Here is a 14643-nt window from a genome sequence, read left to right as displayed (position 1 = left end):
GCTGGCCTAGCGTGATGCGCTCTGCTCATGGAGATCGCGCAATGCCCAAATACGCCCCGCATGTGTATTCCGAACAGGTCCAGATCGCCACACTCGAACATTGGGTGTCCCTGCTCGATGGTCAGGAGCGCGTGCGGATCGAACTCGACGATGGCAGCATGCTCAGCGGCACGGTTGCCGTGCGCCCCAGTCTTCAGACCTATCTCGACGAACACGACAACGAAGGCGTGAACGGGCAGCTGCGGCTGGATCAGCTGGATGCCTCGCAAGAGCCGCAATGGATCTGGATGGACCGGATCGTGGCGGTCCACCCGCTGCCGCTGGGCGCCGACCCGCAAGTCCTGCCGTAATGGCCGCGTGTTGACGGTCTGTTTACTTCTCACTGTCGTGTTGACGGCATCATGACCGACTGTCGCAACCGTTCAGGATTCTTCCGCAATGAATGCACCCCTGTTGAAGTTCGCTCGCTGGCCGCTGTCGTTGATGGCGGTTGCCGTTCTCGCTGCGTGCGGTGACACCGCCACGCTGGCCATCGAACAGGGGACCGGGCCGAATCCACAATTGCCCGAGCCGGTGAAGCGTCTGATTCCCACGGTCAAGGTGGCGCCGGTCAAGCGCTGGGCAGCCAACGCCAAGCCCGTTGCTGCCGACGACCTGCAGGTGGCTGCGTTTGCGCGCGATCTGGATCACCCGCGCTGGGTCTACGTGCTGCCTAACGGCGATGTGCTGGTGGCCGAAACGGCCGAGCCGCCCAAGCCCGAAGACGCTGAAACCGGCGGCGGGCTGCGCAAGAAGGTGCAGGGCGCGATGATGAAGAAGGCCGGTGCGGTGGTGCCCAGCGCCAATCGCATCACCTTGCTGCGTGATGCCGATGGCGACGGCGTGGCGGAAGTGCGCACGCAGTTCGTCAGCGGCCTGTTCTCGCCCTTCGGCATGGCCCTGGTGGGCGACCGTTTTTATGTCGCCAATGCCGATGCGCTGGTGAGTTTTCCGTACAAACCAGGCGACACGCATATCACCGCCAAGCCGACCTTCGTCGCCAATCTGCCCGGCGGCATCAACCACCACTGGACCAAGTCGCTGCTGGCCAGCCCGGACGGCAGCAAGCTGTACGTGGGCGTCGGTTCCAACAGCAACGTGGCCGAAAACGGCATGGAGGCCGAGCTGAACCGTGCGGCGATCCTGGAGATCGACCCGGCTACCGGCAGCAGCCGCGTGTTCGCCAGCGGCCTGCGCAACCCGGTGGGCACGGCCTGGGAGCCGCAGAGCAAATCGCTGTGGGTGGTGGTCAACGAGCGCGATGAAATCGGCAGCGACCTGGTGCCGGATTACCTGACCTCGGTGCGCGACGGCGGCTTCTATGGTTGGCCGTACAGCTACTACGGCCAGCATGTGGACGAGCGGGTCAAACCGCAGAACGCCGAGCTGGTGGCCAAGGCCATCAAGCCCGATTACGCGCTCGGGCCGCATACCGCCTCGCTCGGCCTGACTTTCGCCAACGGCAACCTGCTGCCCGAGCGTTTCCGCCAGGGCGCCTTCATCGGCCAGCACGGCTCATGGAATCGCGACCCGCCCAGCGGCTACAAGGTGCTGTTCGTCCCATTCGCCGACGGCAAGCCCAGCGGAACGCCGATCACGGTGCTGGACGGATTCCTGGACGCCGAAGGCAATGCGCAGGGCCGACCGGTCGGGGTGGCGCCCGACAACAGCGGCGCGCTGCTGGTGGCCGACGATGTGGGCAATGTGATCTGGCGGGTGACGCCGAAGGCGCGGTAAGCGCGCCAGCGGCTTCGCGCGCGTAGTTTCAGGCGCGCCACTAAAGCTGCAGTGATACAACTCCTTCTCCCGTCGGGAGAAGGTGCCCCGCAGGGGCGGATGAGGGTACGTGCGCAGTGGACAATTGATGGCAGGTAATTCGCCACCCATTGCTTAACCTTGCCACGCACGCCCTATTTCGAACGACACCCCGCCACCTCGAACGACGCATTCGATCGTCATTTCTGCGAATCGAGTCTGTGGAAATCGAGCAAGGCACTCTGTGTTCGCCCAAGACTTATCGCGCGATACAAGACTTCTCGCGCGATAAATGCAAACAGCCGAGCCAAGGCCCGGTTCGCGTCTGCGCAGCGTGCCGGCAATCGGCAGGACACGCTGCAGTGGAATTCGCTCGATGGATGTCGCCGCAACATGCTTTAACTGAAGACGGTCAACCGCCTCTCACCACGCAGTGACTTCATTTATCGCGGCGCTTCCGGCGACGCGCTGAAGCGTCGTGCATAACCGCGCTCTTCAGTGATGCGGCTGATGTCGTCGTCGGCCATTTCCGGGGCGCCGTATACCGCATAGGCCACCGTGCCATCGTCGCGCTCGCCTACCTGGTGAAGGCGGTAGCGGGGCCGGCCGGCGCCGGTATTTTCGGGGTAATGCATCGGTGGCGGGGTGTCATCCAGATCCATTTCGCTGTTGTCGACAACGCCTCCTACAAACAGGGCTCGCATCGCGTTTCTCCGGTGTGGGCTTGGATTCCAGCCTAGGCGGGCGGATGTTGCGTGCGCATCAATAGTCCGTATAGACATTGGAAGGCGCGCGGCGGGCAATCGGCACAGGTCCCTTACAATGGCGGCCTGTTCCCGACCCGATGATCCGATGGCTGGCCCGCACGATGCCCCGCTTCAAGCCCTGTTCCTGCCCTTCGCCCAAGGCGTGCTGCCGTGGCCGGAAGGGCCGGTGTTGTTCCTGCGCGCGCGCGATGGCTTCCCGCTGCGCGAGCAGGCGGCGGCCGAGACGCTGACCTGCGAGCAGAGCTTCCGCCCCTTCGCCGAAGCGCTGGAGCGCAACGGGTGGAAGGTGCGCGAAGAAGGCGAGATCGAGGCTGACGGCACGCGCTACGCGTTGGTGCTGGTGCTGCCGCCGCGCCAGCGCGACGAAGCGCGTGCGCTGTTCGCGCGTGCGCTGGCCTTGGCCGCGCCGGGTGGCCGCGTGGTTGCCTGTCAGTCCAACAACGAGGGTGCGCGCTCGGGCGAAGCCGATCTGCGCCAGCTCACCGGGCTGGCCGGCAGCCTGACCAAGCATCACTGCCGTACCTACTGGAGCGCGCCGCTGCCGGCCGACACCGATGCCGTGCTGCAGGCGCGCTGGGCGGCGCTGGATGCGCCACGCAAGATTCTGGACGGCCGCTTCGTCAGCCGCCCCGGTGTGTTCGCCTGGGATCGCATCGACCCGGCGTCCGCGCTGCTGGCCGCGCATCTGCCCACCACGCTGGCCGGACATGGCGCCGATCTGGGTGCGGGCTTTGGCTATCTGTCGGCCGAAGTGCTGGCCCGTTGCCCCAAGGTCACCGCGCTGGACCTGTACGAAGCCGAAGCGCGCGCGCTCACCCTGGCGCAGCGCAACCTGCAGGACATACAGCATCCGGCGCAGCTGCACTACCACTGGCGCGATGTCACCGCCGGGCTGGTGGCGCAATACGATTTCATCGTCAGCAACCCGCCGTTCCACACGCCCTCGCGTGCCGACCGCCCGGATATCGGGCAGCGCTTCATTGCGGTCGCTGCGCAGGCGCTGCGACCGGGCGGGCAACTGTTGCTGGTAGCCAACCGACATCTGCCTTACGAACAGGTGCTCAACGAGAGTTTCGGGCACGTGCACGTGGCTGCAGAGCGCGATGGCTTCAAGCTGATCTCGGCCATCCGCGGCCGTGGAGCGCGTGCATGAAGCTGGTCAAACACATCGCCAATCTCGGTTATGGCAGCCGCAAGCAGGTGACCCAGTTGTTCCGGCAGGGCGCGGTCACCGATGCGCAGGGCGAGGTGCTGTATGCCGACGACCAGGTGGAACACGACGCCATTCGTATCGATGGCGAGCCGCTCGATCCGCCCCCGGGCTTTAGCCTGTTGCTGCATAAACCCAGCGGTTACACCTGCTCGACCAAGGACACCGGCCGGCTGATCTACGAGCTGCTGCCGCCACGCTTCCGCTCGCGTGCGCCGGTGCTGGCGCCGGTGGGGCGGCTGGATCGCGAGACCAGCGGCATGTTGCTGATGACCGACGACGGTGCGCTGCTGCACCGGATCATTTCGCCCAAATCCGCACTCGACAAGGTGTACGACATCACCCTGGCCGAGGACCTGCGCGGCGACGAAGCCGCCCTGTTTGCCAGTGGCACCTTGCTGCTGGAAGGCGAAACCAAGCCATTGCTGCCGGCCGAACTGGAGGTGCTTGGCCCACGCCAGGCGCGGCTGACCCTGCACGAAGGCCGCTATCACCAGGTGCGGCGCATGTTCGCTGCCGCCGGCAACCACGTGGTGGCCCTGCATCGCAGCCGCATCGGCGGCCTGTCGCTGGAGGCATTGCAGCCCGGGCAATGGCGCACGCTGGAAGCGAGCGATCTCGAGGTGTTGTTCGGCCGCGGCGCTGCAGCATGACGCAGATCGCGGCGCTGCCGTTTCGCCCGCAGGCGGTGATCTTCGACATGGATGGCTTGATGCTCGACAGCGAGCGCGCCATCACCGCCTGCCTGGCGCAGGTCGCCGACGAGCAGGGCCTGCACATCGAGCCGGCGTTCTGGCTGCGCATGGTGGGCACCGGCGATGCGGCCTGCCGCCGGTTGCTGGGCGCACGCATCGGTGACGCCGCTGCCGACAGCATGCTGGCGCATGCGCAACAGCTATACGCTGCTGCGGTCGAGCGCGGCATCCCGCATCGGCCCGGCATCATCACGTTGCTGGAGTATCTGGCCGGGCAGGGCATGCCGCGTGCGGTGGCTACCTCCACCCAGCGCCCGCTGGCGCTGCGCAAGCTGGAAGCGGCCGACCTGCTGTGGCGCTTCGATGCGGTGTGCACGGCCAGCGATGTGGTCCACCCCAAGCCGGCGCCGGACATCTACCTGCTGGCCGCACGCACGCTGGCCGTGGACCCCGCGCACTGCCTGGTACTGGAAGACTCCCCCACCGGCGTGCGCGCGGCATTGGCGGCCGGCATGACCCCGATCCAGATTCCGGACCTGCTCGAACCCGATGCCGCCGTGCGTGCGCTCGGCCATCGCATCCTGCCCTCGCTAGGCGATGCGCAGCAGTTGCTGGAAGCCCGTTTGGCGCGTTGATGGGTTGGGGTGGCGCTGCGCATCGGGGCCACGCCGCATCGCCAGCCAGCCTCTGATCGCCAGGTGCGATAGCCAGGTTCGATGCATGCGATCAACCAGAGCTCGCTTGTCGCGTGACATCACTGAACGACGGTGTGCGCCAACGTGCGCGCGCGTTGGAGCACGCGCATCTGAAAACCTGCGTATTCCGCAGGCACCTGCGCAAGGCAATGCTCACGCTGACAGCGGCGTGGATGGGCGGCATGCACGTGTTCGCAGCATCGTCCACACGCGCCGTGCATCCGCATTCCAACCCGGACTTACAGGTATTGCATCTTGCGCGACATGCCACCGTCGACGATGAAATCCTGCGCTGTGACGAAGCCGGACAGCTGCGGCGCAAGCAGATACACCGCCAGCTGCGCGATGTCTTCCGGCGTGCCCACGCGTCCGGCCGGATGCTGCGCATGATCGCGACGCGCTAGTTTTGGCGCACGTCGACGCTGCGGCGCACGCCACGCATCGGTGCTGATCCAGCCCGGGCTGATGCTGTTGACGCGCACCTGCGGCCCTTCGCTCAGTGCCAGCGCATGGGTAAACGCCACCAATCCTCCCTTGGCAGCCGCATAGGCTTCGCTATGCGGCTCCGATTGCCAGGCGCGGGTGGAGGCGATGTTGACGATCGCACCGCCACCGGGCGCCTGCGTCAGCGCGGGCAGCGCATGCTTGCTGCACAGGAAGGCGCCATGCAGGCTGGACAGGCGGCGGTTCCAGTCGTCCCAGTCCAGGTGCGGCAGCGCAGCGATATGCGGGTCGGGCACGCCGGCGTTGTTGACCAGGCCGTCGATGCGACCGAAACGCCTGAGAACCTGTTCACGATCTTCGCAGATCAGTGCAGACTATGCGGATGCGCCAAAAGACCTATCCGAGTGACATGAGCCGGGAGCAGTTCGCACACGTGCTGCCGATCCTGGAACAAGCGCGCAAGCGCACCAAGCCACGCCGTGTGGATTTATATGAGGTGTGGTGCGCAGTGTTGTACGTGCTGCGAACCGGTTGCCAATGGCGAGCGCTACCCAGCGACTTTCCGAAGTGGCGGACCGTGCACTCGTACTTTGCCAAGTGGAGCGAGTGCGACGATGAGGGGGTGAGCCTGCTGGAGCGGGCGCTCAAAAAATCAGGTTGGCGTGGCCCGCGTGAGACAGGGGCGCAACGCTTGCACCAGGTTCTTGATCGTGGACGCGCAGAGCGTCAAGAACACGGACACAGCTGGGCAAAAGGGGTATGACGCAGGCAAGAAGGTGTCGGGCATCAAACGGCATATCGCTGTTGATAGTCAGGGGTTGCCCCACGCAATCGCGGTGACGACGGCGGAGGTGACCGACCGCAAAGGTGCGCTGCAGGCGTTGGAGCGCTGTCAGTCAAACCTGACGCTTGTACAAAGCTTACTGTGCGACGGCGGTTACACCGGAGTACCGTTTGCCAGCGGCGCGCGAGAGATTTTAGGCGAGCAGCTCACGGTGCAGATTGCCAAGCGCAGCGAACTGCACACCTTCAAGGTCATGCCCAAGCGATGGATTGTCGAGCGTAGTTTTGCTTGGCTGGAGAAGAACCGAAGGCTATGGAAGAACTGCGAGCGCAAACTCAACACCAGCCTGCAGTTCATCCATTTGGCCTTCTTGGCACTGTTACTCAGAAGATTGTGAACAGGTTCTGAGCGCGGTGGCAATCAATCGCGTGGCCTGCACTTCACGCGCCGCATCGCAACGGACGAAGGCACTCCGGCGCGGGAGCGCCCATTCCTGCAGGCAGGCCTTGCCGGCCACCGCGTCCAGGTCGCCGATCACCACGCTGCCGCCGGCACCCAGCACCGCCTGCGCGATGCCGCGGCCGATGCCTTGCGCACCACCCGTGATGACCACGACGCGGTCCTGCAGTGGAGCGGGGTTCCATGCGGAAATTTCCGGAATCAGGGCCATGGTGTGCGATGCATCGGTAGAGGTGGCCTCACTGTAGCGTGCGGGCTGTCGTCGTCGCAGCAACACCGTGCACGCAGGCAAGGGCAGCGACTGCGCGCATCGCACACGATGCCGCGCCGCTCGCTCATCGCTATCCAAGTTGGGTCGGTGGGAGTCGGCGCTCGCCCTTCCGAAGACCTAGTTGCGGTCGCCCGCAATCGCGCGCGGCCGGCGCATCACTCAGTGCTCGGCCCCGTTCAACACGCGCTCCCAGCCATCGCGGCCCAGGCGTTGGAGCGTTTCGATATTGCGTTCGACGATCACGTCCGGATCCGGGAACGCCGCCACCGCGCGCTCCACGCTGTCTTCGCGCAGCAGGTGCAGGGTGGGGAAGGGCGAGCGGTTGGTGAAGTTGGCGACATCGTCCGGCGCGGCGCCTGCGAACTGGTAATCCGGATGGAAACTGGCCACCTGCAGCACGCCTTGCAGATCCAGCGCTTCCACCGCCGCATCGGCGTTGTCGAGGAAGTCGTTGTAGTCCAGGAAATCGGTCAGCACGTCGGGGTGCACGATCAGCGTGGTGTCGATCTGTTCGGCCGGCGTATCGCGCAACAGCACCAGTTCTTCGGCCAGTTGTTCCAGCAGTGCTTCGGGCGTGCTGGCATCGCTGAGCACCAAGCGCACCTGCTCCTTGACGTACACCGCCTTGGCGAACGGGCACAGGTTCAACCCGATGACCGCGCGCTCGATCCATTTGCGGGTGGCGGCGATCGGATCGGGCGTGGCAGGCGTGGTGGTCATCGTGGCGGCAGCGGGATGGTGCGCCAGTGTATGCGATCGCTGCGCAGCGGGGCCGCGTGCGCAGGTGCGTGCTGCAGCAACACGCGCTAGCGGCGCGCGTTCACCACGCTGCGAGCGCTGCGGTTGGCTGCTGCGCTCACCCGCGCGTGCGGAGCTGCGCTCACGCGTTGCCGCCGGGCAGTGCAGCGCCGAGCTGCGCCTGCAAGAACGCGATGGAGGCCTGCGCAACGGCGCCCGCCAGCGGTGTCTTGTGCGGCGAGCCGATCGCATGCGCGCCACTGTCGAAGGCGACCGCACGCGTGTGTGCAGGCGCAGTGCCCAGTGCGGCGAACATGTGCAGCATCGCCGGCACCGATGCGGTCGGATCCTCGCGGCCATCGTCGGCGCGGTAATAGCCCAGAAACACCGGGCAGCGCACGCGCGGCCATGGCGGGTCGTCGGCAATGGCTTGAAACAGGCTGCGCAATGCGCGAAATCCGTCCGGGTGGATGGTCTCCGACCAGAAGGCGCGCGTAGCTGGCGTGCGCGGGCGTGGGTCGGTCAGCGGCGCCTGCGCGGCGCACACCTGGTCGAGCAATGCCGGGTCGGCGGGCTGGATGCCGGGCGACCAGGCGACCACCGCTGCCACCGCGTCCGGGTGCTGTGCGGCCAGCCACAAGCCCAGCGTGGCACCCATCGACGAACCGACAATTGCCACCCGCTGTCCCATGCGTTGCGCCTGGGCCAGCGCCTCCAGCGCCGAGGCTTGCAACACCGCCGGGGTCAGTGCCTGCATTGCATCGGCGGCGCCGAGCCCGTGCCCGGGCCAGCGATGCACATAACCATTGGCGGCCAGCGCATCGGCCATCTGCTCGGGCAGCGCGCCAGCTTCGCCTGGGCTGGCACTGAAGCCGTGCAGGTACAGCAAAGCCAGCGGCGTGCGGATTTCCGCCGCATGTTGCCAGTGGCAGCGCGCGGCATTGCCGGGTTTGAGCTCAGGGGCGTGCATGCGTGGCGTGCCGGGCAAGCAATGCCAGCAACTCGTGCGCGTTGATCGGTTTGGACAGATAGCCGGCAACACCGGCCGCGCTGGCATCGCGCATTGAATCGGTACGCGTGTCGGCGGTCAGCACGATGATCGGCGGCAGCGCCGACATCGCATCGCGCGCGTCGCAGTGCGTCCCAGCCGGAGGTGCCGGGCATGTGCAGATCCAGAAACACCAGATCCGGCGCTGCTTCGCGGATGCGCCGTACCGCATCGGTACCATCGATCTGGAAGCTCACCCGATGCCCGGCGCGGGTCAGCAGATTACCGATCACCAGCCGGTTGGTGTCCAGGTCCTCGAATACCAGGCAATGCAGCGAGGGCACCTGTTGTGCGTGCTGCGCCAGCGCATCGCGCAACGCCAGCGTGCTGCTGCCGGCTGCGGCGCCGGGCAGTTCGAAGATCCAGCGGAAGATGCTGCCGCCGGCGGGGTTGTCGCTCACGGTCAGGCTGCTGCCCATTGCATCGGAGACCGATAGCGCGATGTACAGGCCCAGGCCCACGCCGCCTTCGACGCGACTGAAGCCGGTGCTGAGCTGGGTGAACGGGGTGAAGATGTAGGCCTTCTGGTCGTCGGGCACACCGATGCCGGTGTCGGTGACGGTGACCTCGATGCTCCAGCGCTCGTGCACCTGGGTCGCTTTGATCAGCAGATCCACCGTGCCACCGGCCGGGGTGAACTTGATCGCGTTGATCACCAGGTTGCTGATCACCTGTTCGATGCGGCCTTCGTCACCCATCACGTGCGGTGTTTGCGGGCTATCCACACGCACGTCGAGGGTGACGCCCTTGCTGGACGCTGCGGTGGCGCAGACCGCTTTCACTGTGGTGACCACGTCCAGCAGGTTCAGCGGTTTGCTGTGCAGCTGCAGGCGTCCGCCGTCGATGCTGGCCACGTCCAGCACCTCGTTGACGCGATGGCGTAGCGCAGTTGCATTGACCGTCACCGCCTGCAGCAGCTCGCGCTGTTGCGCCGGCATCTGCTCGTTGTCGATCAATTGCGCGCAGTTGATCACCGCATTCAACGGCGTGCGCAATTCGTGATTCATGGTGCTGATGAAGCGGCTCTGCGCATCGCGCGAGGCCAGCGCCTGCAGCGCCACTTCCTGCATCGCAAGCACGATGCGCGCCACCAGCAACGGCAACACCATGCTGAGCGCCACCGCATAGAGGAAATACGCCGGCCGCGACAGCCAGTAGCCTGACGGCGCGGTCAACAGCATCAACACCAAGGCGCTGAGCAACACCGGGAATGTCGCGCGTTGCCCGTAGCGTGCCACCGCCGCGATGGTGATGAACGGCAAAAACGCGTTCAACGACATCAGCAGGATGAAGGCCAGGGTGGTCTGGATGCCGATGAACAGCAGGTTCATTGCAAAGCCCATCGCGTCCAGCCATTCGCTGGGCGGAATGAGGCGACGGCGCACCAGCAGCATCCACACCACCGACAGCACCCACAGGCTCACCGCAGTGGGAAAGACGTTGTGCGCGTCCTTGACCAGCACCGGCTGCGGACCGTACAGCCAGCCCAGGCACCACGCGGTCACCATGGTCTGCACGATCACGCGGCCGACGCAGGCGCGGTATTCCAGGAACGACTCGAACAGCCGCACCAGTCTGTCGTTGCGCAACTGCCTGGCGGCCAGGATCAGGCCGGGCGCTGCGCGGTTGGGAGTGCTACGCATGAGGGTCCGCGTCGTCGGAGGGGAGGCTACGCCGGTAATGCTTGACCAGTAGACCAGCAGCGTTCGCCACCGCAATGAAGCGCTGCGCAAGCGTGTCGCCCAGCGCGTCGCAGCTCGCCGCGTCGCGCAATTGGTCGCAGGCTTTCAGCAGCTGCTGCGAGCCGGTCAGTGAAATGGTGTTCTTCAGCGCATGGATCTGCTGCAGCGCCTGCGCCGGGGGCGTGCCGGCATCGCCGAGCGTGCAGGTGGCGATGGCATGGTCGATCTCCACCACGAAGGCGTCGGCAAATGCCGCAGCCGCCACCGGGTCCAGGTCGGCCATGGTGTGCAACGTCGAGCCGACTTCGATCCGCGGTTGCGCGTAGGCGGCACTGTTGCCGGCGGCAGTGCCCGACGCGTTTGCCGGACGCTGCATGCGCAGGCGTTGCAACAGGCTGGCGAACAGGCTGCGCATGGTCGCAGGCTATGGGTGCACAGCGATGCGACCGCCGCGCACGTAGTGCACAGGCCACCTGGGCTGGCACCGTTCACCCCATTGCAGCGCCGGCAGACACACGCCCGCGCCGATGGTTGCAATCACACAGCCGCGCTCAGTCGCGGAAGTTGTCGAACTGCAGCGGCAGTTCGAAGTCGGCCTTTTTCAGCAACGCGATCGCGTCCTGCAGGTCGTCGCGCTTCTTGCCGGTGATGCGCAGCTTGTCGCCATTGATCTGCGCTTCGACCTTGAGCTTGGCTTCCTTCAACTTGGCCACCAGCTGCTTGGCCTGCTTCTGCTCGATGCCCTGCTTGACGGTCACCTTCTGCCGCGCGCCGGCCAGGTTGGTTTCCACATCGCCGAACTCCAGGCAGCGCACGTCGATGCCGCGCGCCAGCAGCCGCGCACGCAGGATGTCGGTCATCTGCTTGACCTGGAAATCGCTGGGGGCGGACTGGTTGATCACCTTGCCATCTTCCAGTTCGAACTTGGCCTCGACGCCCTTGAAGTCGAACCGCGTGTCCAGCTCGCGGTTGGCCTGGTCCACAGCGTTGGTGAGTTCGTGCTTGTCCACTTCGGAGATGACGTCGAACGACGGCATGGCAATTCCCTGATCAAAATTCGTCCGCCAGTCTAAAGCGCCGGCTGTGTGCGATGACAGGGGCACGGTCACGGAAGCCACGCAGCGGGCCCGGCGCCACGGCGCTCGGCGATAATGCGTGCATGCGAAACCCCCGTTCTCCGCTTCCCGCCATCGCCTGGATGGTGGCCGCCGTGGCCTGTTTCTCGCTGATGGATGCGGGAATGAAGCTGCTCTCGGCGCATTACCCGCCGCTGCAGGTCACCTTGCTGCGCGGCGCCGCCTCGCTGCCGTTCGTGCTGGTGTGGGTGTTCGCCACCGCCGGGCCGCGCGCGATCGTGCCGGTGCGCTGGGGCCTGCATCTGCTGCGCGGGGTGCTGGGCATGGTGATGATCGGCTGCTTCGTGTACGGCTTGAAGCGCATGCCGCTGTCGACGGCCTACACGCTGTATTTCGTCGCCCCATTGCTGGTGGCCGCGCTATCGGTACCGCTGCTGGGCGAACACGTCGGCCCGCGCCGCTGGACCGCCATTGGCATTGGCCTGCTCGGGGTGATCGTGGTGCTGCGCCCGGGCGTGGACGGGCTGATCTCGTTGCCCGGCCTGATGGTGCTGCTGGCAGCCACGGCCTACGCGGTCGCGGCGATCACCGTGAGCCTGCTGACCCGCACCGACACCCCGCAGGCGATGGTGGTGTGGTTTCTGCTGTTCATGGCGATCGGCGCCGGGCTGCTGGCCATCCCCGGCTGGGTGCCGCTGCAGGCCGGGCATGCCTGGTTGATCGCCGGCATGGGCCTGGCCGGTGCGCTGGGTCAGGTCGCGCTGACCCAGGCCTTCATGCGCGGCGAGGCCTCGATGATCGCGCCGCTGGAATACACCGGCCTGGTCTGGGTGATCGGCTGGGACTGGCTGCTGTGGCAGACCCTGCCCGACAGCTGGACCTGGACCGGCGCCGGCATCATCGTGGCCAGCGGGCTGTATTTGTTGCGGCGGGAGCGGATTCGCAAGGCTGACAGGCCGTTGCCGCTCGAGCGGCCGTGATTCGGGATTCGGGATTGGGATTGGGGATTGGGGATTCGGCAAAGCAGGGCGCGCGCGCTCCGATGCGTCACAGAGCTAGCGCTTGGCAGCGCGAGATAGCGGGCGCTTGGGATTCGCAACGGCGAGGGCCGCCGCCTTTGCGACTCCCCAATCCCGACTCCCGAATCCCCGCCCGTTAGAACCGAATGGAATGACGGCCCTAAACATTGACTGTTAGGCTTCACGACCCCCCAATCGGCCACGCGCGGTGATCCAGTTTCAGCGCCTGCACAAGTCCTATTCCGTTGACGGTCGCCAGATCGTGGCGCTGCACCCGCTCGATCTGCGGATCGGCCCCGGCGAGGTGTTCGGCATCATCGGCCATTCCGGTGCCGGCAAATCGACCCTGATCCGGCTGATCAACCGGCTCGAAGAGCCCAGCGGCGGCCGCCTGCTGATCGGCGACGAGGACGTCACCGCGCTGGACAGCCAGGGCCTGCGCGCCTTGCGTCGCCGGATCGGCATGATCTTCCAGCACTTCAACCTGCTGTCCTCGCGCACCGTGGCCGGCAACGTGGCCTTCCCGCTGGAACTGGCCGGCACCCCGCGCGCCGAAATCGATGCGCGTGTGGCCGAGCTGCTGGCCCGGGTCGGGCTGGAGCAGCATGCCAGCAAGTATCCGGCGCAGCTGTCCGGCGGGCAGAAGCAGCGCGTGGGCATTGCGCGCGCGCTGGCCACCCGGCCACAGATCCTGCTGTGCGACGAGGCCACCAGCGCGCTGGACCCGCAGACCACCGCCTCGGTGCTGCAGCTGCTGGCGCAGATCAACCGCGAGCTCGGCCTGACCATCGTGTTGATCACCCACGAAATGGACGTGATCCGCCGCGTCTGCGACCGCGTGGCGGTGCTGGACGCCGGCAAGCTGGTGGAAACCGGCCCGGTCACCGAGGTGTTCCTGCATCCCAAACACGCCACCACGCGGCGCTTCGTGTCCGAAGCCGAGCACGTGGACGAGGCCGAACTGCACCGCGATTTCGCCGCCGTCGGCGGGCGTATCGTGCGGCTGACCTTCCTCGGCAACGGCACCTACGAACCGGTGCTGGGGCGCATCGCGCGCGAGACCGGGGTGGACTACAACATCCTGTCCGGGCGCGTGGACCGCATCAAGGACACGCCATACGGCCAGCTCATCGTCGCCCTGACCGGCGGCGACCATAACGCTGCGCGCGCCGGCTTTGTCGCCGCCGGCGTGCATCTGGAGGATCTGCGCGTATGAACCCGATCATTGCCGCCGCCGGCGATTTCTTCCGCAATCTCGATGCCGCCAAGTGGGGCGACATCGGCCAGGCGACCCTGGACACCTTGCTGATGCTGGCCGGCGCGCTGCCGTTGACGCTGCTGATCGGCCTGCCGCTGGGTGTTGCCCTGTTCCTGTGCGGTGCTCCGCAATTGCGCCGCCGGCCGGTGCTGTACGGCGCGCTGGCGGCGCTGATCAACCTGCTGCGCTCGGTGCCTTTCATCATTTTGATGATCGCGATGATTCCGCTCACGCTGATGCTGATGGGTACCTCGCTCGGCGTGCGCGGCGCGATCCTGCCGCTTGTGGTCGGCGCCGCGCCGTTCTACGCGCGCCTGGTGGAAACCGCGCTGCGCGAGGTCGACCGCGGGATCATCGAAGCCAGCCAGGCGATGGGCGCCACCACCCGGCAACTGGTGCTGCGGGTGCTGTTGCCCGAAGCGCGCCCCGGCCTGATCGCCGGCGCCACCGTCACCACCATCGCGCTGATCGGTTTCACCGCGATGGGCGGTGCGATCGGCTCCGGTGGCCTGGGCGATGTGGCCTACCGCGAAGGCTACCTGCGCTCGCATTCGGACGTGGCGCTGATCACCGTCATCGCCTTGTTGGTGCTGGTGCAGCTGCTGCAGATGCTGGGCGACCGCCTGGTGGCGCATTACAGCCGGCGGTGAGCGGGGCGCACTGGATGCATCGCTGCCACACGCCGCGTCTGCTAGGTTGACTG

14 protein-coding genes and 3 pseudogenes are annotated in these 14643 nt (G+C 66.3%); 9 read left to right on the top strand and 8 right to left on the bottom strand.

What is annotated here, in order from left to right:
* Positions 1–41 precede the first annotated feature (41 nt).
* Complete coding sequence (locus M3O59_RS17775; protein WP_064635027.1) at positions 42–350, top strand: DUF3247 family protein; 309 nt, start codon at positions 42–44, stop codon at positions 348–350.
* Between the two features lie 88 nt (positions 351–438).
* Entirely contained in the window at positions 439–1776 is a 1338-nt protein-coding gene (locus M3O59_RS17770) for a PQQ-dependent sugar dehydrogenase (protein ID WP_116906898.1), read from the top strand.
* Positions 1777–2237: 461 nt separating this feature from the next.
* Here M3O59_RS17770 and M3O59_RS17765 read toward each other — a convergent pair whose 3' ends face one another.
* Complete coding sequence (locus M3O59_RS17765) at positions 2238–2498, bottom strand: hypothetical protein (protein WP_095522479.1); 261 nt, start codon at positions 2496–2498, stop codon at positions 2238–2240.
* Positions 2499–2646: 148 nt separating this feature from the next.
* Between M3O59_RS17765 and M3O59_RS17760 the strand changes: the two genes are divergently transcribed.
* Genes M3O59_RS17760 through M3O59_RS17750 form a run of 3 tightly spaced genes read left to right on the top strand, consistent with a single transcriptional unit; the run spans position 2647 to position 5101 of the window.
* Positions 2647–3714: a class I SAM-dependent methyltransferase gene (locus M3O59_RS17760; protein ID WP_116906897.1), complete on the top strand. Its 1068-nt coding sequence runs from the start codon at positions 2647–2649 to the stop codon at positions 3712–3714.
* Positions 3711–4424: a pseudouridine synthase gene (locus tag M3O59_RS17755; RefSeq protein WP_116906896.1), complete on the top strand. Its 714-nt coding sequence runs from the start codon at positions 3711–3713 to the stop codon at positions 4422–4424. The genes M3O59_RS17760 and M3O59_RS17755 overlap by 4 nt, the downstream gene beginning before the upstream one ends.
* Positions 4421–5101: an HAD family hydrolase gene (locus tag M3O59_RS17750; protein WP_116906895.1), complete on the top strand. Its 681-nt coding sequence runs from the start codon at positions 4421–4423 to the stop codon at positions 5099–5101. The genes M3O59_RS17755 and M3O59_RS17750 overlap by 4 nt, the downstream gene beginning before the upstream one ends.
* A 299-nt stretch (positions 5102–5400) precedes the next feature.
* Here M3O59_RS17750 and M3O59_RS17745 read toward each other — a convergent pair.
* A pseudogene (locus M3O59_RS17745) lies at positions 5401–5955 on the bottom strand (SDR family oxidoreductase); the annotation flags it as partial.
* A gap of 32 nt (positions 5956–5987) precedes the next feature.
* On the opposite strand from M3O59_RS17745, the gene M3O59_RS17740 reads away from it, so the two are divergent.
* Positions 5988–6786 (top strand): IS5 family transposase gene (locus tag M3O59_RS17740; RefSeq protein WP_373419007.1). Its coding sequence is split into 2 segments (ribosomal slippage): positions 5988–6259 and positions 6258–6786, totalling 801 coding nucleotides; the frame shifts between segments, so codons are not numbered across the junction.
* A gap of 6 nt (positions 6787–6792) precedes the next feature.
* On the opposite strand, the pseudogene M3O59_RS17735 reads toward M3O59_RS17740, so the two are convergent.
* The 6 genes and pseudogenes from M3O59_RS17735 to M3O59_RS17710 all read right to left on the bottom strand — a co-directional run.
* Positions 6793–7059, bottom strand: a pseudogene (locus tag M3O59_RS17735) (SDR family NAD(P)-dependent oxidoreductase); the annotation flags it as partial.
* A 219-nt stretch (positions 7060–7278) separates the two neighbouring features.
* The gene (locus tag M3O59_RS17730) at positions 7279–7839 is read right to left on the bottom strand and encodes a DUF1415 domain-containing protein (protein ID WP_064635037.1); all 561 of its coding nucleotides are present in this window, start codon (positions 7837–7839) and stop codon (positions 7279–7281) included.
* Positions 7840–7999: 160 nt separating this feature from the next.
* Positions 8000–8827, bottom strand: coding sequence for an alpha/beta hydrolase (locus M3O59_RS17725; protein WP_064635039.1), 828 nt, complete (start codon positions 8825–8827; stop codon positions 8000–8002).
* A pseudogene (locus M3O59_RS17720) lies at positions 8814–10548 on the bottom strand (ATP-binding response regulator). The gene M3O59_RS17725 and the pseudogene M3O59_RS17720 overlap by 14 nt, the downstream one beginning before the upstream one ends.
* Positions 10541–11002 (bottom strand): hypothetical protein, encoded by a 462-nt coding sequence (locus tag M3O59_RS17715; RefSeq protein ID WP_116906343.1) that lies wholly within the window; start codon positions 11000–11002, stop codon positions 10541–10543. The pseudogene M3O59_RS17720 and the gene M3O59_RS17715 overlap by 8 nt, the downstream one beginning before the upstream one ends.
* A gap of 136 nt (positions 11003–11138) precedes the next feature.
* Complete coding sequence (locus M3O59_RS17710; RefSeq protein ID WP_064635044.1) at positions 11139–11624, bottom strand: YajQ family cyclic di-GMP-binding protein; 486 nt, start codon at positions 11622–11624, stop codon at positions 11139–11141.
* Between the two features lie 122 nt (positions 11625–11746).
* Here M3O59_RS17710 and M3O59_RS17705 point away from each other — a divergent pair, with 122 nt between their 5' ends.
* The 3 genes from M3O59_RS17705 (at position 11747) to M3O59_RS17695 (ending at position 14590) form a co-directional block, all read left to right on the top strand.
* On the top strand, positions 11747–12643 hold the full coding sequence (locus M3O59_RS17705) for a DMT family transporter (RefSeq protein WP_116906344.1): 897 nt from the start codon (positions 11747–11749) through the stop codon (positions 12641–12643).
* A gap of 247 nt (positions 12644–12890) precedes the next feature.
* Positions 12891–13898, top strand: coding sequence for a methionine ABC transporter ATP-binding protein (locus tag M3O59_RS17700; protein ID WP_064635048.1), 1008 nt, complete (start codon positions 12891–12893; stop codon positions 13896–13898).
* Entirely contained in the window at positions 13895–14590 is a 696-nt protein-coding gene (locus M3O59_RS17695; RefSeq protein ID WP_249047085.1) for a methionine ABC transporter permease, read from the top strand. Before M3O59_RS17700 ends, M3O59_RS17695 begins: the two co-directional genes overlap by 4 nt.
* Positions 14591–14643 lie beyond the last annotated feature (53 nt).

Origin of the sequence: Xanthomonas nasturtii (assembly GCF_023337365.3) — a bacterium.
Taxonomy (GTDB): Bacteria; Pseudomonadota; Gammaproteobacteria; order Xanthomonadales; family Xanthomonadaceae; genus Xanthomonas; species Xanthomonas nasturtii.
The sequence above is the reverse complement of the archived record's forward strand: the minus strand, read 5'-3'. Positions and strand labels throughout refer to the sequence as shown.

Coding starts and splice junctions, on each gene's coding strand:
- M3O59_RS17775 (WP_064635027.1), top strand. CDS start 42: ATGCCCAAATACGCCCCGCATGTGTATTCCGAACAGGTCCAGATCGCC.
- M3O59_RS17770 (WP_116906898.1), top strand. CDS start 439: ATGAATGCACCCCTGTTGAAGTTCGCTCGCTGGCCGCTGTCGTTGATG.
- M3O59_RS17765 (WP_095522479.1), bottom strand. CDS start 2,498: ATGCGAGCCCTGTTTGTAGGAGGCGTTGTCGACAACAGCGAAATGGAT.
- M3O59_RS17760 (WP_116906897.1), top strand. CDS start 2,647: ATGGCTGGCCCGCACGATGCCCCGCTTCAAGCCCTGTTCCTGCCCTTC.
- M3O59_RS17755 (WP_116906896.1), top strand. CDS start 3,711: ATGAAGCTGGTCAAACACATCGCCAATCTCGGTTATGGCAGCCGCAAG.
- M3O59_RS17750 (WP_116906895.1), top strand. CDS start 4,421: ATGACGCAGATCGCGGCGCTGCCGTTTCGCCCGCAGGCGGTGATCTTC.
- M3O59_RS17730 (WP_064635037.1), bottom strand. CDS start 7,839: ATGACCACCACGCCTGCCACGCCCGATCCGATCGCCGCCACCCGCAAA.
- M3O59_RS17725 (WP_064635039.1), bottom strand. CDS start 8,827: ATGCACGCCCCTGAGCTCAAACCCGGCAATGCCGCGCGCTGCCACTGG.
- M3O59_RS17715 (WP_116906343.1), bottom strand. CDS start 11,002: ATGCGCAGCCTGTTCGCCAGCCTGTTGCAACGCCTGCGCATGCAGCGT.
- M3O59_RS17710 (WP_064635044.1), bottom strand. CDS start 11,624: ATGCCGTCGTTCGACGTCATCTCCGAAGTGGACAAGCACGAACTCACC.
- M3O59_RS17705 (WP_116906344.1), top strand. CDS start 11,747: ATGCGAAACCCCCGTTCTCCGCTTCCCGCCATCGCCTGGATGGTGGCC.
- M3O59_RS17695 (WP_249047085.1), top strand. CDS start 13,895: ATGAACCCGATCATTGCCGCCGCCGGCGATTTCTTCCGCAATCTCGAT.